General features: G+C 58.5%; 18 protein-coding genes and 1 pseudogene. 14 read left to right on the top strand and 5 right to left on the bottom strand.

Annotated features, from left to right (window positions below; all coding sequences use genetic code 11):
• Positions 1-143 precede the first annotated feature (143 nt).
• The 7 genes from CAI21_RS20265 to CAI21_RS20235 all read left to right on the top strand — a co-directional run bounded on the left by CAI21_RS20265 (position 144) and on the right by CAI21_RS20235 (position 5,943).
• The gene (locus tag CAI21_RS20265) at positions 144-767 is read left to right on the top strand and encodes a YbgA family protein (protein WP_258867952.1); all 624 of its coding nucleotides are present in this window, start codon (positions 144-146) and stop codon (positions 765-767) included.
• A 79-nt stretch (positions 768-846) separates the two neighbouring features.
• A complete protein-coding gene (locus CAI21_RS20260) occupies positions 847-1,626 on the top strand; it encodes a competence/damage-inducible protein A (protein ID WP_116303959.1) in 780 nt (259 codons plus the stop codon).
• 150 nt (positions 1,627-1,776) lie between these two features.
• Complete coding sequence (locus CAI21_RS20255) at positions 1,777-2,439, top strand: NUDIX hydrolase (RefSeq protein ID WP_258867951.1); 663 nt, start codon at positions 1,777-1,779, stop codon at positions 2,437-2,439.
• Between the two features lie 77 nt (positions 2,440-2,516).
• The gene (nadA, locus tag CAI21_RS20250) at positions 2,517-3,596 is read left to right on the top strand and encodes a quinolinate synthase NadA (protein ID WP_116303958.1); all 1,080 of its coding nucleotides are present in this window, start codon (positions 2,517-2,519) and stop codon (positions 3,594-3,596) included.
• A 239-nt stretch (positions 3,597-3,835) separates the two neighbouring features.
• Positions 3,836-4,360 carry a hypothetical protein gene (locus CAI21_RS20245; protein ID WP_116303957.1) on the top strand — a complete coding sequence of 175 codons (525 nt, stop codon included), beginning with the start codon at positions 3,836-3,838 and terminating at the stop codon, positions 4,358-4,360.
• A gap of 72 nt (positions 4,361-4,432) precedes the next feature.
• Positions 4,433-5,107 (top strand): DUF502 domain-containing protein, encoded by a 675-nt coding sequence (locus CAI21_RS20240; RefSeq protein WP_116303956.1) that lies wholly within the window; start codon positions 4,433-4,435, stop codon positions 5,105-5,107.
• Between the two features lie 74 nt (positions 5,108-5,181).
• Complete coding sequence (locus tag CAI21_RS20235; protein ID WP_220348933.1) at positions 5,182-5,943, top strand: flagellar brake protein; 762 nt, start codon at positions 5,182-5,184, stop codon at positions 5,941-5,943.
• 50 nt (positions 5,944-5,993) lie between these two features.
• On the opposite strand, the gene CAI21_RS20230 is transcribed toward CAI21_RS20235, so the two are convergent.
• Positions 5,994-6,686: an MlaC/ttg2D family ABC transporter substrate-binding protein gene (locus tag CAI21_RS20230; RefSeq protein WP_116303954.1), complete on the bottom strand. Its 693-nt coding sequence runs from the start codon at positions 6,684-6,686 to the stop codon at positions 5,994-5,996.
• Between the two features lie 408 nt (positions 6,687-7,094).
• Here CAI21_RS20230 and CAI21_RS20225 point away from each other — a divergent pair, with 408 nt between their 5' ends.
• The 7 genes from CAI21_RS20225 (at position 7,095) to CAI21_RS20200 (ending at position 15,366) form a co-directional block, all read left to right on the top strand.
• Positions 7,095-8,387, top strand: coding sequence for an MFS transporter (locus CAI21_RS20225; protein ID WP_116303960.1), 1,293 nt, complete (start codon positions 7,095-7,097; stop codon positions 8,385-8,387).
• Between the two features lie 56 nt (positions 8,388-8,443).
• Positions 8,444-9,856, top strand: coding sequence for a sodium-dependent transporter (locus CAI21_RS20220; RefSeq protein WP_404840902.1), 1,413 nt, complete (start codon positions 8,444-8,446; stop codon positions 9,854-9,856).
• 195 nt (positions 9,857-10,051) lie between these two features.
• Positions 10,052-10,348: a metal-sensitive transcriptional regulator gene (locus tag CAI21_RS20215; RefSeq protein ID WP_116303952.1), complete on the top strand. Its 297-nt coding sequence runs from the start codon at positions 10,052-10,054 to the stop codon at positions 10,346-10,348.
• 109 nt (positions 10,349-10,457) lie between these two features.
• A complete protein-coding gene (locus CAI21_RS20210) occupies positions 10,458-12,902 on the top strand; it encodes a heavy metal translocating P-type ATPase (protein WP_116303951.1) in 2,445 nt (814 codons plus the stop codon).
• A 174-nt stretch (positions 12,903-13,076) separates the two neighbouring features.
• On the top strand, positions 13,077-13,256 hold the full coding sequence (locus CAI21_RS22970) for a hypothetical protein (RefSeq protein ID WP_147305187.1): 180 nt from the start codon (positions 13,077-13,079) through the stop codon (positions 13,254-13,256).
• Positions 13,257-13,426: 170 nt separating this feature from the next.
• Positions 13,427-14,008, top strand: coding sequence for a nicotinamidase (locus CAI21_RS20205; protein ID WP_116303950.1), 582 nt, complete (start codon positions 13,427-13,429; stop codon positions 14,006-14,008).
• Positions 14,008-15,366: a nicotinate phosphoribosyltransferase gene (locus tag CAI21_RS20200; RefSeq protein WP_116303949.1), complete on the top strand. Its 1,359-nt coding sequence runs from the start codon at positions 14,008-14,010 to the stop codon at positions 15,364-15,366. The genes CAI21_RS20205 and CAI21_RS20200 overlap by 1 nt, the downstream gene beginning before the upstream one ends.
• Here CAI21_RS20200 and CAI21_RS20195 read toward each other — a convergent pair.
• The 4 genes and pseudogenes from CAI21_RS20195 to CAI21_RS25745 all read right to left on the bottom strand — a co-directional run.
• Complete coding sequence (locus CAI21_RS20195) at positions 15,363-16,370, bottom strand: HEPN domain-containing protein (protein ID WP_147305186.1); 1,008 nt, start codon at positions 16,368-16,370, stop codon at positions 15,363-15,365. The two genes, CAI21_RS20200 and CAI21_RS20195, sit on opposite strands and share 4 nt — an antisense overlap.
• A gap of 295 nt (positions 16,371-16,665) precedes the next feature.
• Entirely contained in the window at positions 16,666-17,262 is a 597-nt protein-coding gene (gene prfH / locus CAI21_RS20190) for a peptide chain release factor H (RefSeq protein WP_116303947.1), read from the bottom strand.
• Positions 17,259-17,897 (bottom strand): RNA ligase RtcB family protein, encoded by a 639-nt coding sequence (locus tag CAI21_RS25750; RefSeq protein ID WP_309544975.1) that lies wholly within the window; start codon positions 17,895-17,897, stop codon positions 17,259-17,261. Before CAI21_RS25750 ends, prfH begins: the two co-directional genes overlap by 4 nt.
• A 269-nt stretch (positions 17,898-18,166) precedes the next feature.
• Positions 18,167-18,274, bottom strand: a pseudogene (locus tag CAI21_RS25745) (RtcB family protein); the annotation flags it as partial.

Raw genomic sequence — 18,274 nt, 5'->3', positions numbered from 1 at the left:
GCGATCCGGTGCGCCGCGCGCGTCGGGGTGAAAAATCCGGCGCAGGATTACACCGAACAACTCGCGGCATTCGGCGAGCGAAAGGCAAGCGAACGGAATGATCTGAGCGGGTATATCCTCAAAGCAAATCGCCGAGCTGCGGCATGGAGCGAGTGCGTGTCCACCCCTCGTCGGGGCAGGGAATGCCGGTAAAGAAAGGTCGCGGTATCTACGCCGAGGCCTTCATGCGCGTGCAGCCTTTATTGCCCGTCGAAGAGGAAGGCCGTTTGCAGGATCCTGCTATACGGGAGAATTTCATCGGCCGGGTATACGCCTACTGGCGTTGGCAGCGTTTGTTGGAGGAGGGGTTGACGGCCGAGCGGTTGGTCGAGTTCCACACCCGCCACAAATTGATCCTGATGGCTCATCGGAAACAGAAGCTAACCGAGCTCGGTCGCCTGCTTGCGCAGGCCGGCGCACAGCCTTTGCCTACTCTTGCGGACGATTATATCGGCCGGTTTATGGCTGTGCTGGCCTGGAAAGCGACGAGGCAACGGCATACCGACGTGCTGTTTCATCTACTAGGTTACCTAAAACGCAGTTTGGACGCGGGCGATAAAGCCGAGATGGTCGAGGTGATCGACAACTACCGGCTTGGCCAAGTGCCTTTGATTGTGCCGATCACCTTGTTTCGGCATCATTTTCGCCGTCATCCGCATCCTTATGTCGAACAGCAGTATTATCTTAGCTCGCCGCCGGCAGAGTTGGCCCTTTTGAACGACATATAAGTATCGGCGTCGGAATCGACCCGCCTGCCGGTTGGGCTAACGCTGCTGCTCAAGACCCGATAGAGAGACTAATAAGATCATGACTGAGAACGCTTCATCCGCTACCCCCGTGGTTGGCGCCATCGTTATCGGCGACGAAATACTCAGCGGCAAGCGGAGCGATAAGCACATCGCGAAGCTGATCGCGCTGCTTGCCGCGCGCGGTATGGAGTTGAGTTGGGTGCGGATTCTCGGCGACGATGCCGAACTGCTCACGCAAAACCTGCGGGAGAGTTTCGCCAGCGGCTCGATCGTGTTCAGTTTCGGAGGCATTGGCGCGACACCGGATGATCGAACCCGGCAATGCGCCGCCGCCGCCCTGGGCTTACCGTTAGAAGCGCACCCCGACGGCCTGCGCGCCCTGGAAGAGCAGTTCGGCCCGGCGGCCCGGCCGCAGCGGGTTCGGATGGTCGAATTTCCCCAAGGAGCGGAGATTATCCCCAACCCTGTCAACCGGGTGCCCGGCTTTAGTATCCGCGATCATCACTTCGTTCCGGGCTTCCCCAACATGGCTTGGCCGATGGTCGAATGGGTGCTGGACAACCGTTATCCGCATTTGCAAGCGGCAGGCGAGCGTACCGAGCAAGCGATCACCGTATTCGATTGTCGAGAAAGTCAGGTGATCGATCTCTTAGAAACGTTCGAACGAGAATACCCCATGCTTAGAGTCTCCTGCCTGCCGCATGCCGAGCAGGGCTTTCAGGTAGAGCTTGGGTTGCGGGGCGAGATCACCACCGTGAATACCGCCATGAAACGCTTGCAAGCGCACATCGACAGCATGGGCTTCGCTTGGGAGCGCGTCGACCTCTCAAGGGGTTGAAACGTTCGTTTCTGCGGGCACCGCCATTCCCCCTATTTCTCCTTCTCCGCGTTTGGAAAGGCATAACGTCGCCGCTTGCGCAATTGTCGATTGACATAGTGTTGGAAAGACACTAACTTGGCGTCTAGTTTTAGAAAAGTAGTATGGCGCGTGAACGCACGGGATCTGCAAATACAGGCATCGGTTACCGCGGAGATGGTGATCTTCACCATCCGCAGCGAGCGCTTGGCCGTACTACTGCGGCGACGGGATAAAACGCCTTACGCGGGCTGTTGGGGTTTGCCAGGCGGGCGTGTGCACGCCGACGAGACGTTAGAGCAGGCTGCGGTTCGCCAGCTGGCGGAGAAGACCGGCATCACCGGGGTTTATCTTGAGCAGTTGTACACATTTGGCGATCCGGCGCGCGACCCTCGGGGGCGAGTGATTGCGGTCAGCTACTACGCACTGGTCCCCTACAACCGGCTTAAGGTGCAGGCGCAGCCGAGCGAGCTTGCATGGCATCGGGTCGATGCGCTGCCGCCGTTAGCGTTTGACCACGGCAAGATCGTCGCCATGGCGCAGGAGCGACTCTGTGCCAAGCTCGACTACTCGACGATTGCGCTGCAGTTTATGCCGGAGAAGTTTACGCTCAGCGAACTGCAAGCGGTATACGAAAGCATCCTGGGCGAAGCGCTGGATAAGCGAAACTTCCGCAAACGGGTGCAGGCACTGGATTGCCTGGAAGACACCGGCGAACAGTTTCGGGCCGGCAAGCACCGGCCTGCCAAGTTGTTCCGGCTCAAAACGCCGGGGCGGGTGGAAATCATCAAGTGATGGCAAGGTCTGCCGTCAATCTGTAAGGGCCGTCGTCGTGACGGCGTGGGGGTCGATTGCCCCAGGAGGGTTGTGTCATGAGCGAAGCGCAAGCGATCGAACTGCGGCGGCCGGCCGCTAATTTCCGCGAGGAAGCCTTCAGTTCGGCCGAAGAGTTGGCGCAGGGTGAACGCGAGGCGCTGATGGATCGCATCAAATCCTTACTAAAGGAGCAGAATGCGGTTCTCGTTGCCCATTACTACACAGCGGCGGATCTGCAGATATTGGCCGACGAGACGGGCGGGTACGTGTCCGACTCGTTGGACATGGCGCGTTTTGGGAAAGAGCATCCGGCACAAACGCTGGTCGTGGCCGGCGTTCGCTTCATGGGCGAGACGGCCAAGATTCTTACGCCCGAAAAGCGCGTGCTGATGCCGGAGCTGGAAGCAACCTGCTCGTTAGACATCGGCTGCCCGGCAGATGAGTTTAGCGCTTTCTGCGACCAGTACCCGGACCACACCGTGGTGGTCTACGCCAACACCAGCGCCGCGGTCAAAGCGCGGGCCGATTGGGTGGTTACCTCCAGCATCGCCGTGGACGTTGTAAAACATCTGCACGAACGCGGCGAGAAGATCCTCTGGGGGCCGGATAAACACTTGGGCGATTACATCCGGCGCGAGACGGGCGCCGAGATGGTACTGTGGGACGGCTCCTGTATCGTGCATGAAGAATTCAAAGGCTTGGAGCTGGAGAAACTGCGTGCCGAACACCCGGATGCATTGATTCTAGTGCACCCGGAATCGCCCCGGGCCGTCGTTGAGCAGGCGGACGTTGTCGGCTCGACCTCCAAGCTATTGCAGGCGGTCCAAACGATGGATGCACCCGCGTTCATCGTGGCAACCGATAACGGTATTTTCCACAAGATGCGTCAAGCCGCTCCCGACAAGCACTTGCTGGAGGCTCCGACGGCCGGTAGGAGCGCAACCTGCTCCAGCTGTGCCCACTGCCCCTGGATGGCAATGAATGGTCTGCGCAATCTGGCGCACGTGCTGGAAACGGGTAGTAACGAGATTTTCGTCGATCCGGCTATTGCCGAGCAGGCCCTAGTGTCGTTGAACCGCATGTTGGATTTCAGCGCGGCGCGAAATAGCGTGGTGCTCGGTCGCGGCGACGCGTAACGTACGTACGCGGCGACAATTCTCGGCCTAGCCCGTCGAACGGACTCATGTTCCACGAGCGATATGTCGATAAGACAAATATGGCCGCTCGGTATTGTAAGACGGACCGTCTAACACAACCGTTGTGGCAGGAGGAAGGTGTAGCGATTGCGCTACCGAGGGGCAACGCCGCCTGCGGCGGCGCTGGGCCAGGCAAATCTTCCTAAAAAGGATTGACGACAGGTCGTTGGGGGGCTGCTATGAGTATTCGCGGCGCAGCGGTTTTGGGGTTGCGCTTACTGGCTATATTGTTGCTGGTATTGTGGCTGTTTCGGTTGCCGGAATTGGCGCTGTTTCTGTTAATGCACGGGCTGGCCGAAGAGGCGCCCTTGTTTTCCGCGGTCGTCGCGCTGGCCGTCGGCTTGCCGCCGTTACTTGCCGCTTTTCTTTGGTTCGGCGTCGGTCGTCTGGCCGATGTCATTCTGCCGCCTCGCACAGCGCAAGGGCGCGAGGAAGCCTGGAATAATTACGACGCACAAGTCGTTGCTTATTCCGCGATCGGTATATTCTTGGTTATTTGGTCGTTGCCGAGCCTTGTGCGCCATGCTTACCTGATTTATCAGGCGCGCGATCATTTTGACGGTTGGGCCAATGTAGGTACGGCTCTTTGGCTGGATTTTGCAATCGCCGGCTTGCAGACGCTGCTTGCGCTTGCGCTGGTGTTGGGCGCTACCGGTTTGGCCGTTATCGTCGCGCGTTTGCGGCGCCTGGGAGCGGCGAGCTGAGCGAGCCAAAACGGTTGCAAATGTCTGCGATCGCGGTAGTGTGGCAGTCTGCTACAAAACGGATGTAGGCCCATGAGCACTGGCAAGCACCCGCACGGAACCCTGCACGCGCAGCGCTATTTGGTGACAGGCATTCTCACGGTCATTCCCATCTGGATTACCTGGTGGGTGTTTGAGATCCTGTTCAGTCAGCTGTCGCGTCTAGGCGCACCTTGGGTGCGCGCGCTTGCCCATTTGGTTAAACCGGTCGCACCCGGAGTCGGCGAGTTTCTTTTGCAGCCTTGGTTTCAGTTTGCTCTCGCCGTGTTCCTGACCTTGCTTGCGCTATATGGGTTAGGGTGGCTGACCACTCAGGTGCTTGGGCGGCGTTTGCTTGAATCCTTCGATAGATTGATGGACCGCATTCCCATGGTGGCCCGTATCTACGGAGCGAGTAAGCGCCTATTGAGCGTGTTGCAGAAGAAACCGGAATCGGTAGAGCGGGTCGTGTTTATCAGCTTCCCGTCGCCGGAAATGCGGGCGCTTGGTTTGGTCACTCGCACCTTCAAGGATTCCGTAACCGGGCGCGAGTTGGCTGCGGTTTATGTACCGACAACGCCAAACCCGACCTCGGGCTATGTGGAGATCGTGCCGGTTGACGATCTAGTCGCCACAGACTGGACGTTGGACGAGGCGATGGCCTTTGTCATATCTGCCGGTAGCATAGGACCAGAGCAAGCTAAATTCACAAAAGCGGACGATGTCTAGCGCCGTGACGCCGGAGCAGAGCGCAAGCAATGCTTGCCGACGTTGTCCTTCGCACAACAGGGCGTATGAGCCTGATGCCAGATTACGAAAACGCGATAGTGACGCCTTTGGATACGGTGGAGAATCAAGAGCGATATCGCCTCTACTCCCAGCCGGAGGTCGTGCAAGTTCTTAAAGGCCTGGCCAAAAAGCCAGAAATCATTACGGCTTATTTTGACGATTACGATCGCCATATCCTCACCGCCGTTATGGGGGTGCTGCCGGAAAAGGGGCGGCTCATTCTCGATTACGGTCCGGACGATACGTTGAACAGGTTCGCGGCACATGCCGAGCGATTAATCTGCGTGACCAAACAGGATCGGATCGATATTCGCTTTGAGTGCGGGACGTTGAAGCCGACCCGATACGAGGGCCATCCCGCCTTCGAAACGGTCTTGCCGAGGTCCGTTTTGCGGCTGCAACGACGGAATTATTTCCGGGTGCCGACGCTCGTGACTAAACCCGTCGTGTGCAGCTTGGTCGTAGACGAAGCAACATCCTACGAGTTGGCGGCTGTGGATATCAGTTTGGGCGGTGTCGGCTTGATAGACCCCGACGAGAGCCTGGACTGCGAGCGCGGCGATATTTTCCCCGATAGCGTAATCGACTTGCCGGATGTAGGGCGCTTTAACGTAGAGATTGAGGTGCGCAATTTCGGTCGCTATGTGCTGGGCGACGGTCGGGTAGTGCGGCGTATCGGCGTGGCGTTCGGTAGCCTGTCGAGCACGACCGAGTTGCAGATACAGCGTTACATTAACGATTTACAGTTGCGGAACAGAAAAATCGAGCGGGAATGATCCGATATGGTCGAGCCGGGCGTTAAAACGTCCGGCTCGACCGATGTGAACTAAGCGTCGTCTGCCGCTTCGTCGGCATCGCCCGCCCAAGCACGCCGGTTGCGCGCTTCCAAACGCTCGATCAGACCGTCTAAATCGCCGCGCTCAAGTTCGCTGTCGTATTCGCTGCGATAGTTCATCACGAAGCTGATGTTTTCGATCAGAACGTCGAAGACTTTCCACTCCCCGCCGCGTTGATACATGCGGTAATCCATCGGGATCGACTGACCGTCAAAGCGCAATATGGTGCGCACGTTAACGCGGCCGCGACGGTCCGGGCCTTCCGTGGAGTGAATGCGGAAAAGATTTTCGTTCCGCCGCAACTCCCGAATCGCGTCGTCGGCGTTGTCGGAGAGTACCCGGCTATAGGTACGGAGCAAGGACTCGCGGAAAACCTCCACAAAACGCTGTTGCTGCTCTTCCGACGCTTCCGTCCAGTGACGCGCCAGGATCAGCCGGCTCATCAATTCAAAGTCGACATGCGGTGCAAGAATCTCTTCGATCAGGTTATAAGCGACACGCGGATTTTGGCGGATTTCGTCCTGATGCTCTTCAAAGGCCGAGATGGAGCGTTCGAAGGTCTGCTGTACCAACTGAGCGGCACCTTCAGCGTCCGTTGCCTGTGCTTGCCCGCCAGCCCATAACGCCAGCGCGAGTCCCGCCAGTAGCGAATAGGTGCGGAATAGTATGGATCGTGGCCTCATAGGGGTTCTCCAACTTAAGTAACCTTGGGGGGAATCCGTAATCCCTTATGTTTCTGCGGCTTTGAGGCACCTTCTGGCAAGGGGTAGGTTGCTTTGTTTTGTAACCTAAGGCCCATAGCCCAAGGCCGGTCCGCCCACGATCTGGTCGACCCTCGCCTCTGAAACAGTGTTACTTTAGCAGCCGCCGTAGAAGTGGAAAATGGTAAAACGCCAACTTAGGGAAGCGATTGCTCATTCCCTTGCCCGTTTGCCCTGCGCGGCTTGCCGAGGCGGGAAGAAATTGCTCAGTGTTTCCTTAACCTTAGAGCAAACTTGCTTATACTCTCGCAAGCGTCCGATTTAAAGCATAAGGATGATAAGTTGGCACAACGCAAGCGCGCTTCAAAGAAAGAGATTTTTGGTTGGGCGATGTTCGACTTCGCCAACCAGGCCTACACGCTGTTGATCATTACCGTTATTTTCGGGGATCTCTTCACGCACGTCATCGTCGGCGATGCTGAAGACGGCTACCGGCTGGGTAATCTGCTCTGGAGCCTGTCGCTCGCCGTGAGCTACTTCATGGTCGTGGTCAGCGGCCCGGTATGCGGCGCTATCATGGACTTCTCTGCCTCGAAAAAACGTTTCCTGTTTGTCAGTTACCTACTCACCGTGATCAGTACCGCCATGCTGTACTTCGTCTCCTCCGAGTACATCTGGCTAGGCGTGTTGCTGATTATCGTTTCCAACTTTGCTTATGCTATCGGCGAGTCCTTCGTCGCGAGCTTTTTGCCCGACCTTGGCCCGCCGCAAGATCTCGGTAAGATATCCGGCTTCGGTTGGGCCATGGGCTATATCGGCGGTTTGTTCGCGGCGGGTTTTGCCCTGGCTTTGCTGGGGGAGGTGAGTGCTGAGAATTTCGATCGCGTGCGCTGGGTAGGTCCGCTGGCAGCCGTTTTCTTTCTAGTGACGGCGATCCCGACCTTTCTCTGGGTGCGCGAGCGCGGTCGGCATCATGTGCCGCCGCCTGGCACCCGTTACCTGACGGTAGGGTTCCAGCGTTTACGTACAACTTTAAACGAGCTGGCGATGTTTAAGGACCTGGTGGTTTTTTTGACCTCGGTCTTTTTCGCCATGTGCGGTATTTACATTATCATTACGTTCGCGTTTATCTACGGCTCGCAGGTTATCGGCTGGGACGAGCAGACGCGAGTGCTGATGTTTATCATCGTCCAAATCAGTGCGGCTGCCGGAGCAATAGGCTTCGGGCTGGTGCAGGATAAGATTGGCGCCAAAGTCACTTACAATATTACTTTGGCGATGTGGGTGGCCGCGGTTCTTGGCATCTATGGCACGCCGCAGATGACCGAATTCGTCAACGAGTTCTTCGGGGTCGAATGGCAGGCCCAGCACGTATTTTTGGTTGTCGGCTGTTTAGCCGGCTTGAGCCTGGGGCCGACTCAATCGGCCAGCCGCACCTTGGTCGGTTTGTTTGCGCCTCATCACAAAGCAGCCGAGTTCTTTGGTTTTTGGGGGTTAGCAAGTAAGTTGGCCGCCATGATTGGTGTGCTCGGTTTGGGGATCTTACAGACGCAAGTCGGTTTGCAGGGCGCCATCCTGTTCTGTGGGGTGCTTTTTGCGCTCGCTTTGTTGGTGAGCTTGCCTGTTAACCAGGCGCGTGGCGTACAAATGGCCGAGCGTGCCGATGCATTAGAGGCAAAGTAAGCGTGTGGCAACGCTTTTGCATGCTTTGCCGAAGAACAGCTAGGGGGCAATGAATGATTTCCGATAGAGAATCGCCACACGGGCAGTGGTCGACGTCGCTCGTCTTCGTGCTAGCGGCTGCCGGTTCGGCGGTGGGGTTAGGGAATATCTGGAAGTTTCCCTACATCGCCGGCGAGTATGGCGGCGGTGCCTTCGTGTTGGTGTACCTCTTCTGTATCGTTATGATCGGCATACCGATTATGGTGGCCGAGATCACGCTAGGGCGGCGCGGTCGGCAAAGTCCGGTTAATAGCCTGCGCACGCTCGCGCAGGACGAAGGGCGCTCCCAAGCCTGGACTATCATCGGCTGGATGGGGCTGCTAACCGGTTTTCTTATCCTGTCCTTCTACAGCGTCGTCGGCGGATGGTCCTTGGCGTATGTGTTGTACGCTGCGCTAGGCGCCTTTAGCGAGGCGGATGCCAGCGATACCGCCGCGTTATTCGAAGCTTTGCAGGAGAGTCCTTGGACGCTGTTGGCCTGGCATACCCTATTTATGGCGATCGTATTCGCTATCGTGGCGCGAGGTGTGCGGCGCGGGTTGGAGCGGGCCTTAGATTTCCTTATGCCGCTGTTATTCTTGCTGCTGATCATCCTGGTCGGTTATGGCTTGGTCAGCGGCAACATGGCGGCCGCGGTTTCGTTTATGTTCCGCCCCGATGTTTCAATGCTCACCGGCGAAGCGATTCTGGTGGCAATGGGGCATGCGTTCTTTACCTTGAGCCTTGGTATGGGCGCGATCATGGTCTACGGCGCCTATCTTCCCAAGCGCTCGTCCATCGGTAAGACGACGTTATCCATTGCCGGCATCGACACCTTGGTGGCCATGTTGGCGGGCTTGGCGATCTTCTCCATCGTCTTCTCGTTGGACATCTCGCCTGCCGAAGGGCCGGGTTTATTGTTTGTGGCGCTGCCCACCGCGTTCGGCAATATGCCGGGCGGTACCTTCTTCGGCTTTGTCTTTTTTGCCTTAGTGAGCGTAGCCGCGGTGACATCCGGCATCTCGATTCTTGAGCCGGTGGTCGCTTACGCTGTCGAGAAGAGCGGCTGGACGCGTCCTGTTGTCGCGGCCTTAGTGTCGCTGGTGATCTGGACGATCGGTATCGGTGCGTTGCTCTCGTTTAACCTTTGGGAGGGCTTTGCGCCATTAGGTTTCCTTGCGGATGTGCCGCGGCTGTGGTTCTTGGAGCCATTGACGGGGTTGAATATTTTCGATTTGCTCAGTTGGACCACAGGGCAGTTGTTGCTGCCGCTAGGCGGCATTCTGATTGCGCTGTTTGCCGGCTGGAAGCTCAGCCAACCGTCGCTGCGCGAGGAGCTGCCGATGTCGGAGGATCTGTTCACTGCTTGGCTAGTGGCCGTCCGCGTCGTCGCACCGATTGCGGTGCTGATCGTGCTGTTGAACGGCCTCGGCATTCTACGTTTTAGCTAGACGATCGGTCAGTAGTGGCCGATCATCTTTAACGCTCTCTTCCTACAGCGGTTTACGGCGATATATCGCCGTAAACCGCTGAATTCTAATTTCTACAAGGCTTAAGCGGTATTGATTTTTGGGCGCCGCTGTATTGTAATGGATTTATCTATACCCCACCCCGGGTGGGGTGGGTAAGGTCGGAGGAAAGCGTTTATGGAACATTCAGCCTGTTGCGGCGAGTTGCGTTTGGACCCGGATGTTAGGGAGGACGCGCGGCGACGACTACTGTCTATTCGGGGGCATATCGAAGGCATTCTCCGCATGTTGGAGAAAGAGTCGGTGTATTGCGTCGACGTCTTGAAACAAATCAAGGCGGTCGAGGGTGCGTTGGATAAGGTAGGCGGCAAAGTGCTGCAAAGCCATTTGCGCGAGCACGTGGTTAATGCGCGCGAACGAGGCGATGTCGACCAGATCGTGGCTGAGTTGATGGAAGTTTTGAAGTACCGCTAGTAGCCAATTGTCGTTGCCCTTGGCAAGAGCCGTGTTAGGCGTTGCGGTCTGCGTTTAACGTCCGCTCCGGCTGGGCCTGAGGCACTAAACGAGTAAGTAGGTAAAGATTATGGATCTGGAGTTACGCATTGGCATCGAGGGGATGAATTGCGCATCCTGCGTAGGCCGCATCGAGAAAGCCCTAGCGGAAACCGCAGGCGTGACAGCCGCCAGTGTGAATCTAGCGACTGACCAAGCCACTGTCGCGCTTGCCGACAAGACGCAGGCCAATGTTGCATTGGCGGCCATTGAACGGGCCGGTTATACCCCGGTTGTGGCGGAGTGGGACATCGCGGTCGGCGGGCTGAATTGCGCCTCCTGCGTATCGCGCCTGGAAGCGGCGCTGAATGCCGAAGTGGGGGTATTGGGTAGCAGCGTTAACCTCGCCAGCGGTAAGGCATCCATACGTTACCTACCGGCCAGTGTCAGTGCCGCCCGGCTACGCTTCGCGATTCGAGAAGCCGGTTACGAACCGCTAGACGCCGAAACCGAGGGGGAAGACCCGGCTGTGGCGGCGCGCGAGGCCGAAGCGCGCGAGCTGCTCGTTAACTTGAAACTGGCCGCTGCGCTCACGATCCCGCTGGTTATCATCGCCATGGGGCCGATGTTCATCCCGGCGCTAGGCGCGTTGATCCCTCCGGGGTGGGGGGTGTGGATCGAGTTTCTCCTGGCAACACCGGTGCTGTTTTACGCCGGTCGTGCATTCTTCCGTAAAGGTGCGCCGGCTCTGCGCCGCGGTGCCCCGGATATGAATAGCCTTGTCATGCTAGGGGCCTCGGCGGCGTGGCTGTATTCCACGGTCGTATTGTTATTGCCCGGCCTGTTTCCGGACGCGGCGCACGGCGTTTATTTCGAGGCGGTCGGTGTCATCGTCACCCTCATTTTGCTTGGCCGCCATTACGAGTTGAAGGCGAGGGGGCGTGCCTCCGATGCTATTCGTTCCCTATTGGCGTTGCAGGCCCGTACGGCGCGCGTCGTCCGAGACGGCGAGCTGCGCGAGGTGCCGATCGAAGCGGTTGTGCCGGGTGACGAAATTGTGGTTCGGCCAGGCGAGCGAGTGCCGGTCGACGGCGAAGTGGTCGATGGCCATAGTTATGTCGACGAATCCATGGTCAGCGGCGAGCCCGTGCCGGTCGAGAAGGCGCCGGGTGCCGAAGTCGTCGGCGCCACGATGAATACAACCGGCAGTTTCCGCTTTCGGGCCACTCGTATCGGCGAGGCAACCGTGCTGGGCCAAATTATCCGTATGGTAGAAACCGCCCAGGCCTCGAAGCCGCCGATCCAGGCTCTGGTTGACCGTATCGCCGGCGTGGTGGTGTGGTTTGCGATCGCTCTTGCGATTGCGGCGGCGGCGGTATGGGCCTTGTTTGGCCCGGCGCCGAATTACCCGCTGGTGGTGGCCGCTAGCGTCTTACTGATTGCCTGCCCGTGTGCCATGGGGTTGGCGACGCCGATGGCGATTATGGTCGGCGCCGGTCGCGGTGCCGAGCGCGGCATTCTGTTTCGCCGCGGCGCGGCGTTCCAAACGGTGGCCGATGTCGATACCGTCGTGCTCGATAAAACCGGCACCTTAACGCAAGGAAAGCCAACCCTAACTGATCTGATTTTACTTACCGAGGAGTATGAAGAAAGCACTGTGCTGGCCGCCGTCGCTGCCGTCGAGCAACATAGTGAGCACCCGATCGCTCAGGCTATCGTCGACGCCGCAAAGACGCGTGCGCTTGGCTTGCCGAACGTGACCGAATTCAACGCCGAGCCGGGTTTTGGTGTCACAGCTATGATCGGCGGGCGACGTTACCAAGTGGGGGCGGATCGCTACATGCGGCAGTTAGGCATTGCCGAAGCGAGTCTGAGCAATGCCGGGCAAACGCTTGCCGCCGCCGGTAAAACGCCGGTATACGCCGCCATCGACGGTGTTCCGGTGGCCGTGCTCGCGGTTGCCGATCCGCCGAAGGCCGGGAGCGCGGAGGCTGTTAAAGCCATGCGCGCGAAAGGGCTTGATGTCATCATGCTAACCGGAGACAACCGCCATACCGCACAAGCGGTGGCCGACCAACTGGGTGTGGAAACGGTCATTGCCGAGGTGTTGCCGCAAGATAAGGCGAACACCGTGGCCGAGCTGCAACAGCAAGGGAAAACCGTTCTGTTCGTTGGCGATGGTATCAACGATGCGCCCGCACTGGCTCAGGCCGATGTCGGCATGGCGATCGGTACAGGCACCGACGTCGCTATCGAAGCCGGCGAGGTGGTGCTCATGGCCGGTGACTTGCGCGCCGCCGTTAACGCGTTGTATTTAGCGCAACGTACCTTCCGCACGATCAAACAGAATTTGTTCTGGGCGTTTGCCTACAACATTACCTTGATGCCCGTGGCTGCCGGCATTCTTTACCCGTTTTTCGGTGTGCTGCTATCGCCGATGTTAGCCGCATTCGCGATGAGCGTATCGAGCATTCTGGTGGTGACGAATAGCCTCCGGCTCAAGCGCTTAGCGCTCGGCGAGATCAAGCCCGCGTAGGGCGAACCAATTCGTGTTTTCCAAATTTAACGGGAGATTCACGTAATCGTCATATGCTCATGTTGAATTAGTTCAAGGAAATCCCAACAACTGGGAGCTACCGTGGTACGGCGAGTGCACACAAGCTACGTACTCCAACCACGAGAACAGACAACAATAGAGGAGAACAGCAGCATGAGAATGTCTCCGCGCGATCTACATCGGATGGTATTAGCGCTCAACAAAGCCGGCATCGGACAAGAGACGATCGCCCATAATCTTGGCCTGCATCCCGGCACCGTCACCGCATGGTTGGCGGCGCAACGCAGCAGCGGACGCTTTTCCGGTACCTTACGCGAAGAAAGCGGGCGATAACCGCCCGCGCTCTTCCCAACACTGCCTAGCGGTACGCTCCGCTTCCTGGGGCGCCATCTGTTCGGTTGCCGATTAAAGCAGCCGATAGTTCCCTTGACTAGCCGCTAAACGGACCAATTGTTTTGGTGATTCGAGCTTGAAGCAAATCGGCCATTACCGCAGGTTCCGTTATGCACGAGCAACAGCCCAGTGAGTTGATACAGCCGGGCGATGCTCTTATCGTCGTCGATGTACAGCCGGACTTTTGTCCCGGAGGGCGCTTGGCGATAGCGCACGGGGATGAAGTCATTCCCGTGCTTAACGCGTGGTTGCGGGCCGCCCGAGACAAGCAGATCCCGATCTACGCCTCGCGCGATTGGCACCCGCAACAACACGTAAGCTTTAAGCAGGGAGGCGGCGAATGGCCGCCCCATTGCGTTCAAGATTCCCCCGGCGCCGAATTTCATCCTGACCTTGAGCTGCCGCCGGGTACCGTTAAGATCGCAAAAGGCACCCGGCTAGACCGCGACCAATACTCCGCCTTCGATGAGACGGGCCTTGCCCTGCACTTGCGCCAGCGCGACGTAAAGCGTCTTTGGGTTGGTGGCTTAGCGGAAGACGTATGCGTGCTGGCAACCGCCCTCGACGGCCGCAAGGAAGGCTTCGATGTCCGCCTCATCGCCGAAGCAACCCGGCCGGTGACGCTCGAAGGCGGGGCCAAGGCGCGAGCGCAAATGCGTGCAGCCGGCGTTATCATCCACGAGGGGAGCTGATGCGGTGTGCGCCTTTTCTCAGCGGTCGGAACGCTGCGCTTTTTACCGACCTTTATGAGCTAAAAATGGCACAGGCCTTTCTTGCTGAAGGGATGCGGGAGAGCGCCTGTTTTAGTTTGTTCTTCCGGCGGTTGCCGGCATGTCGCAACTACATCCTGGCCTGCGGGGTCGAGGATGTGCTGCCTTATTTGGAGAGCCTACGGTTCTCCGATGAGGACATACAATACCTTGCCTCGCTAGGCCAGTTCTCCGACACGTTTCTTGCTTATCTTGCCGATTTTCGCTTTACGGGCGATGTCTACGCCGTCCCTGAGGGGACGCCGGTTTTCCCGCAAACCCCGATCATTGAAGTGGTCGCCCCGGTTATCGAAGCCCAGCTAATTGAAACTTGGGTCATGAACCAAGTGCATGTTCAAAGCGTTCTCGCAAGCAAAGCGGCACGCGTGGTCGAAGCCGCCGCCGGTCGCCCCGTCTTGGAGTTCGGGGCACGCCGCATTCACGGCGCCGATGGCGCACTGAAGGCGGCGCGGGCAGGTTACATCGCCGGTGTAGCCGCGACGTCGAATGTGCTGGCCGGGCGCTGTTACGCCATACCGGTGGCAGGCACCATGGCGCACAGTTACATTCAGGCGCATGAGTCCGAGCAGCAGGCTTTGCGTGCTTTTGTGCGCGAGTTTCCCAGCACCGTGCTGCTAGTGGACACCTACGACACGCTCCGCGGCATCGACCGTGTGATCGAGCTGGCCAAATCCCTGGGAGCCGATTTCAACGTTCAAGCCGTGCGTATCGATTCCGGCGACCTGGCCGAACTGGCCATGGCGGCCCGGCGCCGTCTGGACGATGCCGGTTTGCAGCAGGTGCAGATTATTGCCAGCGGTGGCTTAGACGAGCAGAGAATTACGGCGCTATTAGCGCAAGGCGCGCCGATCGATGGCTTCGGCGTCGGGACGGCGATGGGCGCATCGGTCGATGCGCCGACGTTGGATATGGCCTACAAACTCGTCGAGTACGCAGGGCGGGGGAGGCTCAAGCTTTCTACCGGCAAGCAGACTTTACCGGGGCAAAAGCAAGTATTTCGCCAATATACTGCCGGCGTCGCGCAGCAAGATGTTATTGGCCGTTGGGGCGAGCGCTTGCCCGGCATGCCTTTGTTGCAGCCGGTCATGCTGCAAGGGCGGCGAGTAGGAGAAGAAAAACCGCTGCCCGAAGTGCGTAGCTATGCCCGCGAGATGATCGAATCGCTGCCGCCGACCCTGCGCCGGTTAACGCAAGCGCCCAGCACCTACCCCGTTGCCCTCAGCGACAGGCTTCAGGGCGACCAGCAAGCCATCATGGCCAAGCTTCGCGCGAGCCATTAGCGGGCAGCCTCCGCCAAGGCGTCGATTTCTTTTTCGCACAGCGCTTTCGTTACTTCCAGCAGACGCTGTACTTTGGGCGCTAGGTAATCGAGGTCTTCTTGCGTGACGTTGAAGTCGAGATGGTAGCGGGCGGCGATGTAGGCGTTGTCGAGTAGCTTGAACATATCCCGCTCTAGCTGTGTCGTGTGCGGGAAGATCTCTTTAAACACCGGTCCGTACTCGGCCGCGTCGAGGGCGAGGTAGCGCAACAAGTGCTCGTGCGGACAGTACAGGGTGTGAACCAGGAGAATGCACTTGTAGGCAGCTTCGGAAGCCTGGTTAAGCTGGAAAGCAGCGAGAGGAAGCTGCCCTTTATCCGCATAAAACTGGCAGCCATCGTAAAAGGCGTTCGCGCAATTGAACCATCGATCAAAATACTCCTGCGCAATCCGTAGCCGATCCTTGGCCGGTAATTCTTCCGGCTCGGTCAGCGGGCCGATGTTGCTGCCTACCAACACGCGCCCCTCGCGCTTGATGTCGAGGAAAAAATACCGGCCTTCCCGCAAGCTTTGGTTCACATGATTGAGGCGGTGAACAATCGGCCGCACCGAAGCTGAGAAGTGCTGCGCGTTGCACAGCTCATAAAGCTGCTGCCCCAGTTCTGCGTCCGATTCGGCGGTGCGATCCGATACCACCACGAGAATATCGTAATCCGAGGCATGCCCGGACCAGCGCTGCGGCGCCAGGTCTTTCTCTTCTTTGTAATCGCCCCGCGCATAGCTGCCGTAGAGAATCACCAGCTCCGGCTGCACGGCCTCGTCGATCAGGCCGGCGATCTGCTCTAGCTCCTGCTGTTTCTCAGCCGGTAGGTGGCTCAGCGACGTGCGCATGTCCTTATGTTCCAAACGGTCGTACTCCAGCGGCGGCATACCTTCGCCCTCAGCGTTTTTCGTGGTGTTGGGAAGTATCTGGTAATAGTGCCATAGGCGAGGGGAGAGGCACAGAGCATCAGCGAAACGTGGCAAGTTGTAAGGTTTTGCTTCCAGGGGAGGGCGTTGCAAAGTGTTGAATGGCTGTTGCGGTTTGGCTCTGGGTACGGCCCAACGCTGAATATGAGCGGCGGGCGAAAAGCGCCGGCCTTTTGCCCGTCCGCTCGATGAGTTACTACTTGATGTAGCGCTCGATCTCCAAAGTGCCGTGGAACACGCCAAGAAGAGAGTACGGGGTTAGGTCTCACAATCCACCACCTCCAGCACGATGTCGTAAGGTGAGACCCGCCCCGTGTACTACGTTGGCCCGCCGAGTTGTGGCGGTTGCGGATTAGCCGGAAAACACACGGATAGGCGAGCCTCGCTCGACTTCCTTGTGAGCCTGATTGCGCTTTGCTCGCTGGCCCGCTTCGTTCGCCTCCTTGGCGGCATTCAGCTTGTGTTGAAGCAGCATCCTAGCCACGCGCTTGTTTGCGTGCTGGCTTCGTTCCGACTGCACCTTCACGGTCAGGCCCGTCGCTACGTGCACCGCCCGTATTGCCGAGTCCGTCTTGTTCACGTGCTGTCCGCCGGGGCCGGATGCGCGACAGGCTTCGAAGCGAATCTCATCCGACGGTGCGGTTTCGTCAGTCTCGAACAGTTGCCCACCGATGAACCAGTTCTTGCGCTTATGGCCAGGTCGATAGGGGCTTTGAAAGATCCACTGGATGGTGCCCTCCCAGGAGCCGGCAAACGCTTTTGCCTCGTCACCCTCCAGACTTAGCAAGACTGAACGCAGGGTTTCCGGTTCGGGGCCGTCCTCTTGCTCGAGTACCTGTACGGCCACCCGTCCGGTGGCTGCTTCGGCGAATAGTATCGGCAGCGTATTGGCTACAGCCCGGCAGCATTCCGCAGGCCCTTGGGCTGCGGATAGTTGCAACAGGATCATTTGCAGCCTCCTTGCGTTTTGTAGGTCAACACCGGCTTGAAGCGCGCAACGACCGTGATCAGGTCCGCCTGCAGCATCGCGTCGATCACGCTGTCGATGGCTTTGTAAGCTTCCGGCGCTTCTTCGTAAAGCAGCGCTTTATCCTTGCAAATCACCCGGCTTCCCAGGGCCGTTCGCTCCAGTTGCTCTGCTCGGTAGCGAGGCGACAGGCGGCCTTTGCAGTCGCTGCGCATCCATTTTCGGCCGGCTCCATGAGCAAGCGAGTATAGGCTCGCCGCCGTTGGCTTGGGGGTTACCAGATAACTGTAGTCGCCGCGGGAGCCGGGGATCATCACCAAGCCCTGGTCGGCCGGCGTGGCGCCCTTGCGGTGAATCCAACACGACTGCCCTTGATAAGCGACAGGTGCAACGAGGTTGTGATTCACATCCAGCACGGGCTCGCCATTAGCCGCCAGCCGCTCGAGCATTCGGCGCGCAATCAGCTCTCGGTTAAGACGTGCGTACAGCAGGGCCTGGTTATGCTGTCGAAGGTAGGCGGCAAATTCCTCGGTGTCCTCCCGCAAACCTTGATGGGAAAATTGATCGACATGCTGACGCAGAATCCGCTCGCCGAAGCCTCGCGAACCGCTGTGCACCAACAAAACCAGTTGGTTTTTGGCGATGCCGGTCGATTCCAGAACGGACGGGTCGCGACCTGATCCAGTTGTTGCAGCTCCGCAAAGTGGTTACCGCCGCCAATGGTGCCTAGAGCCCGATCCCATTCGGTGGGGGCGAGGCCCAGTTCCCGCTGCCGGCGGCTCACGAACTCGTGCCAGGCTTCATCCAGCGGGCCGTCGAGGTCATGCAAGCGGCGTTCGAGCTTCTCCAGCTTGACCTTGCGGACCTGAAGGCCCGTTTTCCAAAGGGACATGCCACAACCGATATCATTCCCCACGAGTGCAGGGTAAATTCGCTGCTGTGCCACGAATACCGCGCCGATCGGATAGCCGCGGCCAGGGTGAAGGTCCGGCAT

The organism is Alkalilimnicola ehrlichii, assembly GCF_003399765.1.
In the GTDB taxonomy this organism is placed as follows: domain Bacteria; phylum Pseudomonadota; class Gammaproteobacteria; order Nitrococcales; family AK92; genus AK92.
The sequence above is the reverse complement of the archived record's forward strand: the minus strand, read 5'-3'. Positions and strand labels throughout refer to the sequence as shown.

Excerpts from the sequence above, each read along its gene's own strand:
- CAI21_RS20265 (WP_258867952.1), top strand. The coding sequence starts at position 144 with ATGGAGCGAGTGCGTGTCCACCCCTCGTCGGGGCAGGGAATGCCGGTA.
- CAI21_RS20260 (WP_116303959.1), top strand. The coding sequence starts at position 847 with ATGACTGAGAACGCTTCATCCGCTACCCCCGTGGTTGGCGCCATCGTT.
- nadA (WP_116303958.1), top strand. The coding sequence starts at position 2,517 with ATGAGCGAAGCGCAAGCGATCGAACTGCGGCGGCCGGCCGCTAATTTC.
- CAI21_RS20245 (WP_116303957.1), top strand. The coding sequence starts at position 3,836 with ATGAGTATTCGCGGCGCAGCGGTTTTGGGGTTGCGCTTACTGGCTATA.
- CAI21_RS20240 (WP_116303956.1), top strand. The coding sequence starts at position 4,433 with ATGAGCACTGGCAAGCACCCGCACGGAACCCTGCACGCGCAGCGCTAT.
- CAI21_RS20235 (WP_220348933.1), top strand. The coding sequence starts at position 5,182 with ATGCCAGATTACGAAAACGCGATAGTGACGCCTTTGGATACGGTGGAG.
- CAI21_RS20230 (WP_116303954.1), bottom strand. The coding sequence starts at position 6,686 with ATGAGGCCACGATCCATACTATTCCGCACCTATTCGCTACTGGCGGGA.
- CAI21_RS20225 (WP_116303960.1), top strand. The coding sequence starts at position 7,095 with ATGTTCGACTTCGCCAACCAGGCCTACACGCTGTTGATCATTACCGTT.
- CAI21_RS20215 (WP_116303952.1), top strand. The coding sequence starts at position 10,052 with ATGGAACATTCAGCCTGTTGCGGCGAGTTGCGTTTGGACCCGGATGTT.
- CAI21_RS20210 (WP_116303951.1), top strand. The coding sequence starts at position 10,458 with ATGGATCTGGAGTTACGCATTGGCATCGAGGGGATGAATTGCGCATCC.
- CAI21_RS22970 (WP_147305187.1), top strand. The coding sequence starts at position 13,077 with ATGAGAATGTCTCCGCGCGATCTACATCGGATGGTATTAGCGCTCAAC.
- CAI21_RS20205 (WP_116303950.1), top strand. The coding sequence starts at position 13,427 with ATGCACGAGCAACAGCCCAGTGAGTTGATACAGCCGGGCGATGCTCTT.
- CAI21_RS20200 (WP_116303949.1), top strand. The coding sequence starts at position 14,008 with ATGCGGTGTGCGCCTTTTCTCAGCGGTCGGAACGCTGCGCTTTTTACC.
- prfH (WP_116303947.1), bottom strand. The coding sequence starts at position 17,262 with ATGATCCTGTTGCAACTATCCGCAGCCCAAGGGCCTGCGGAATGCTGC.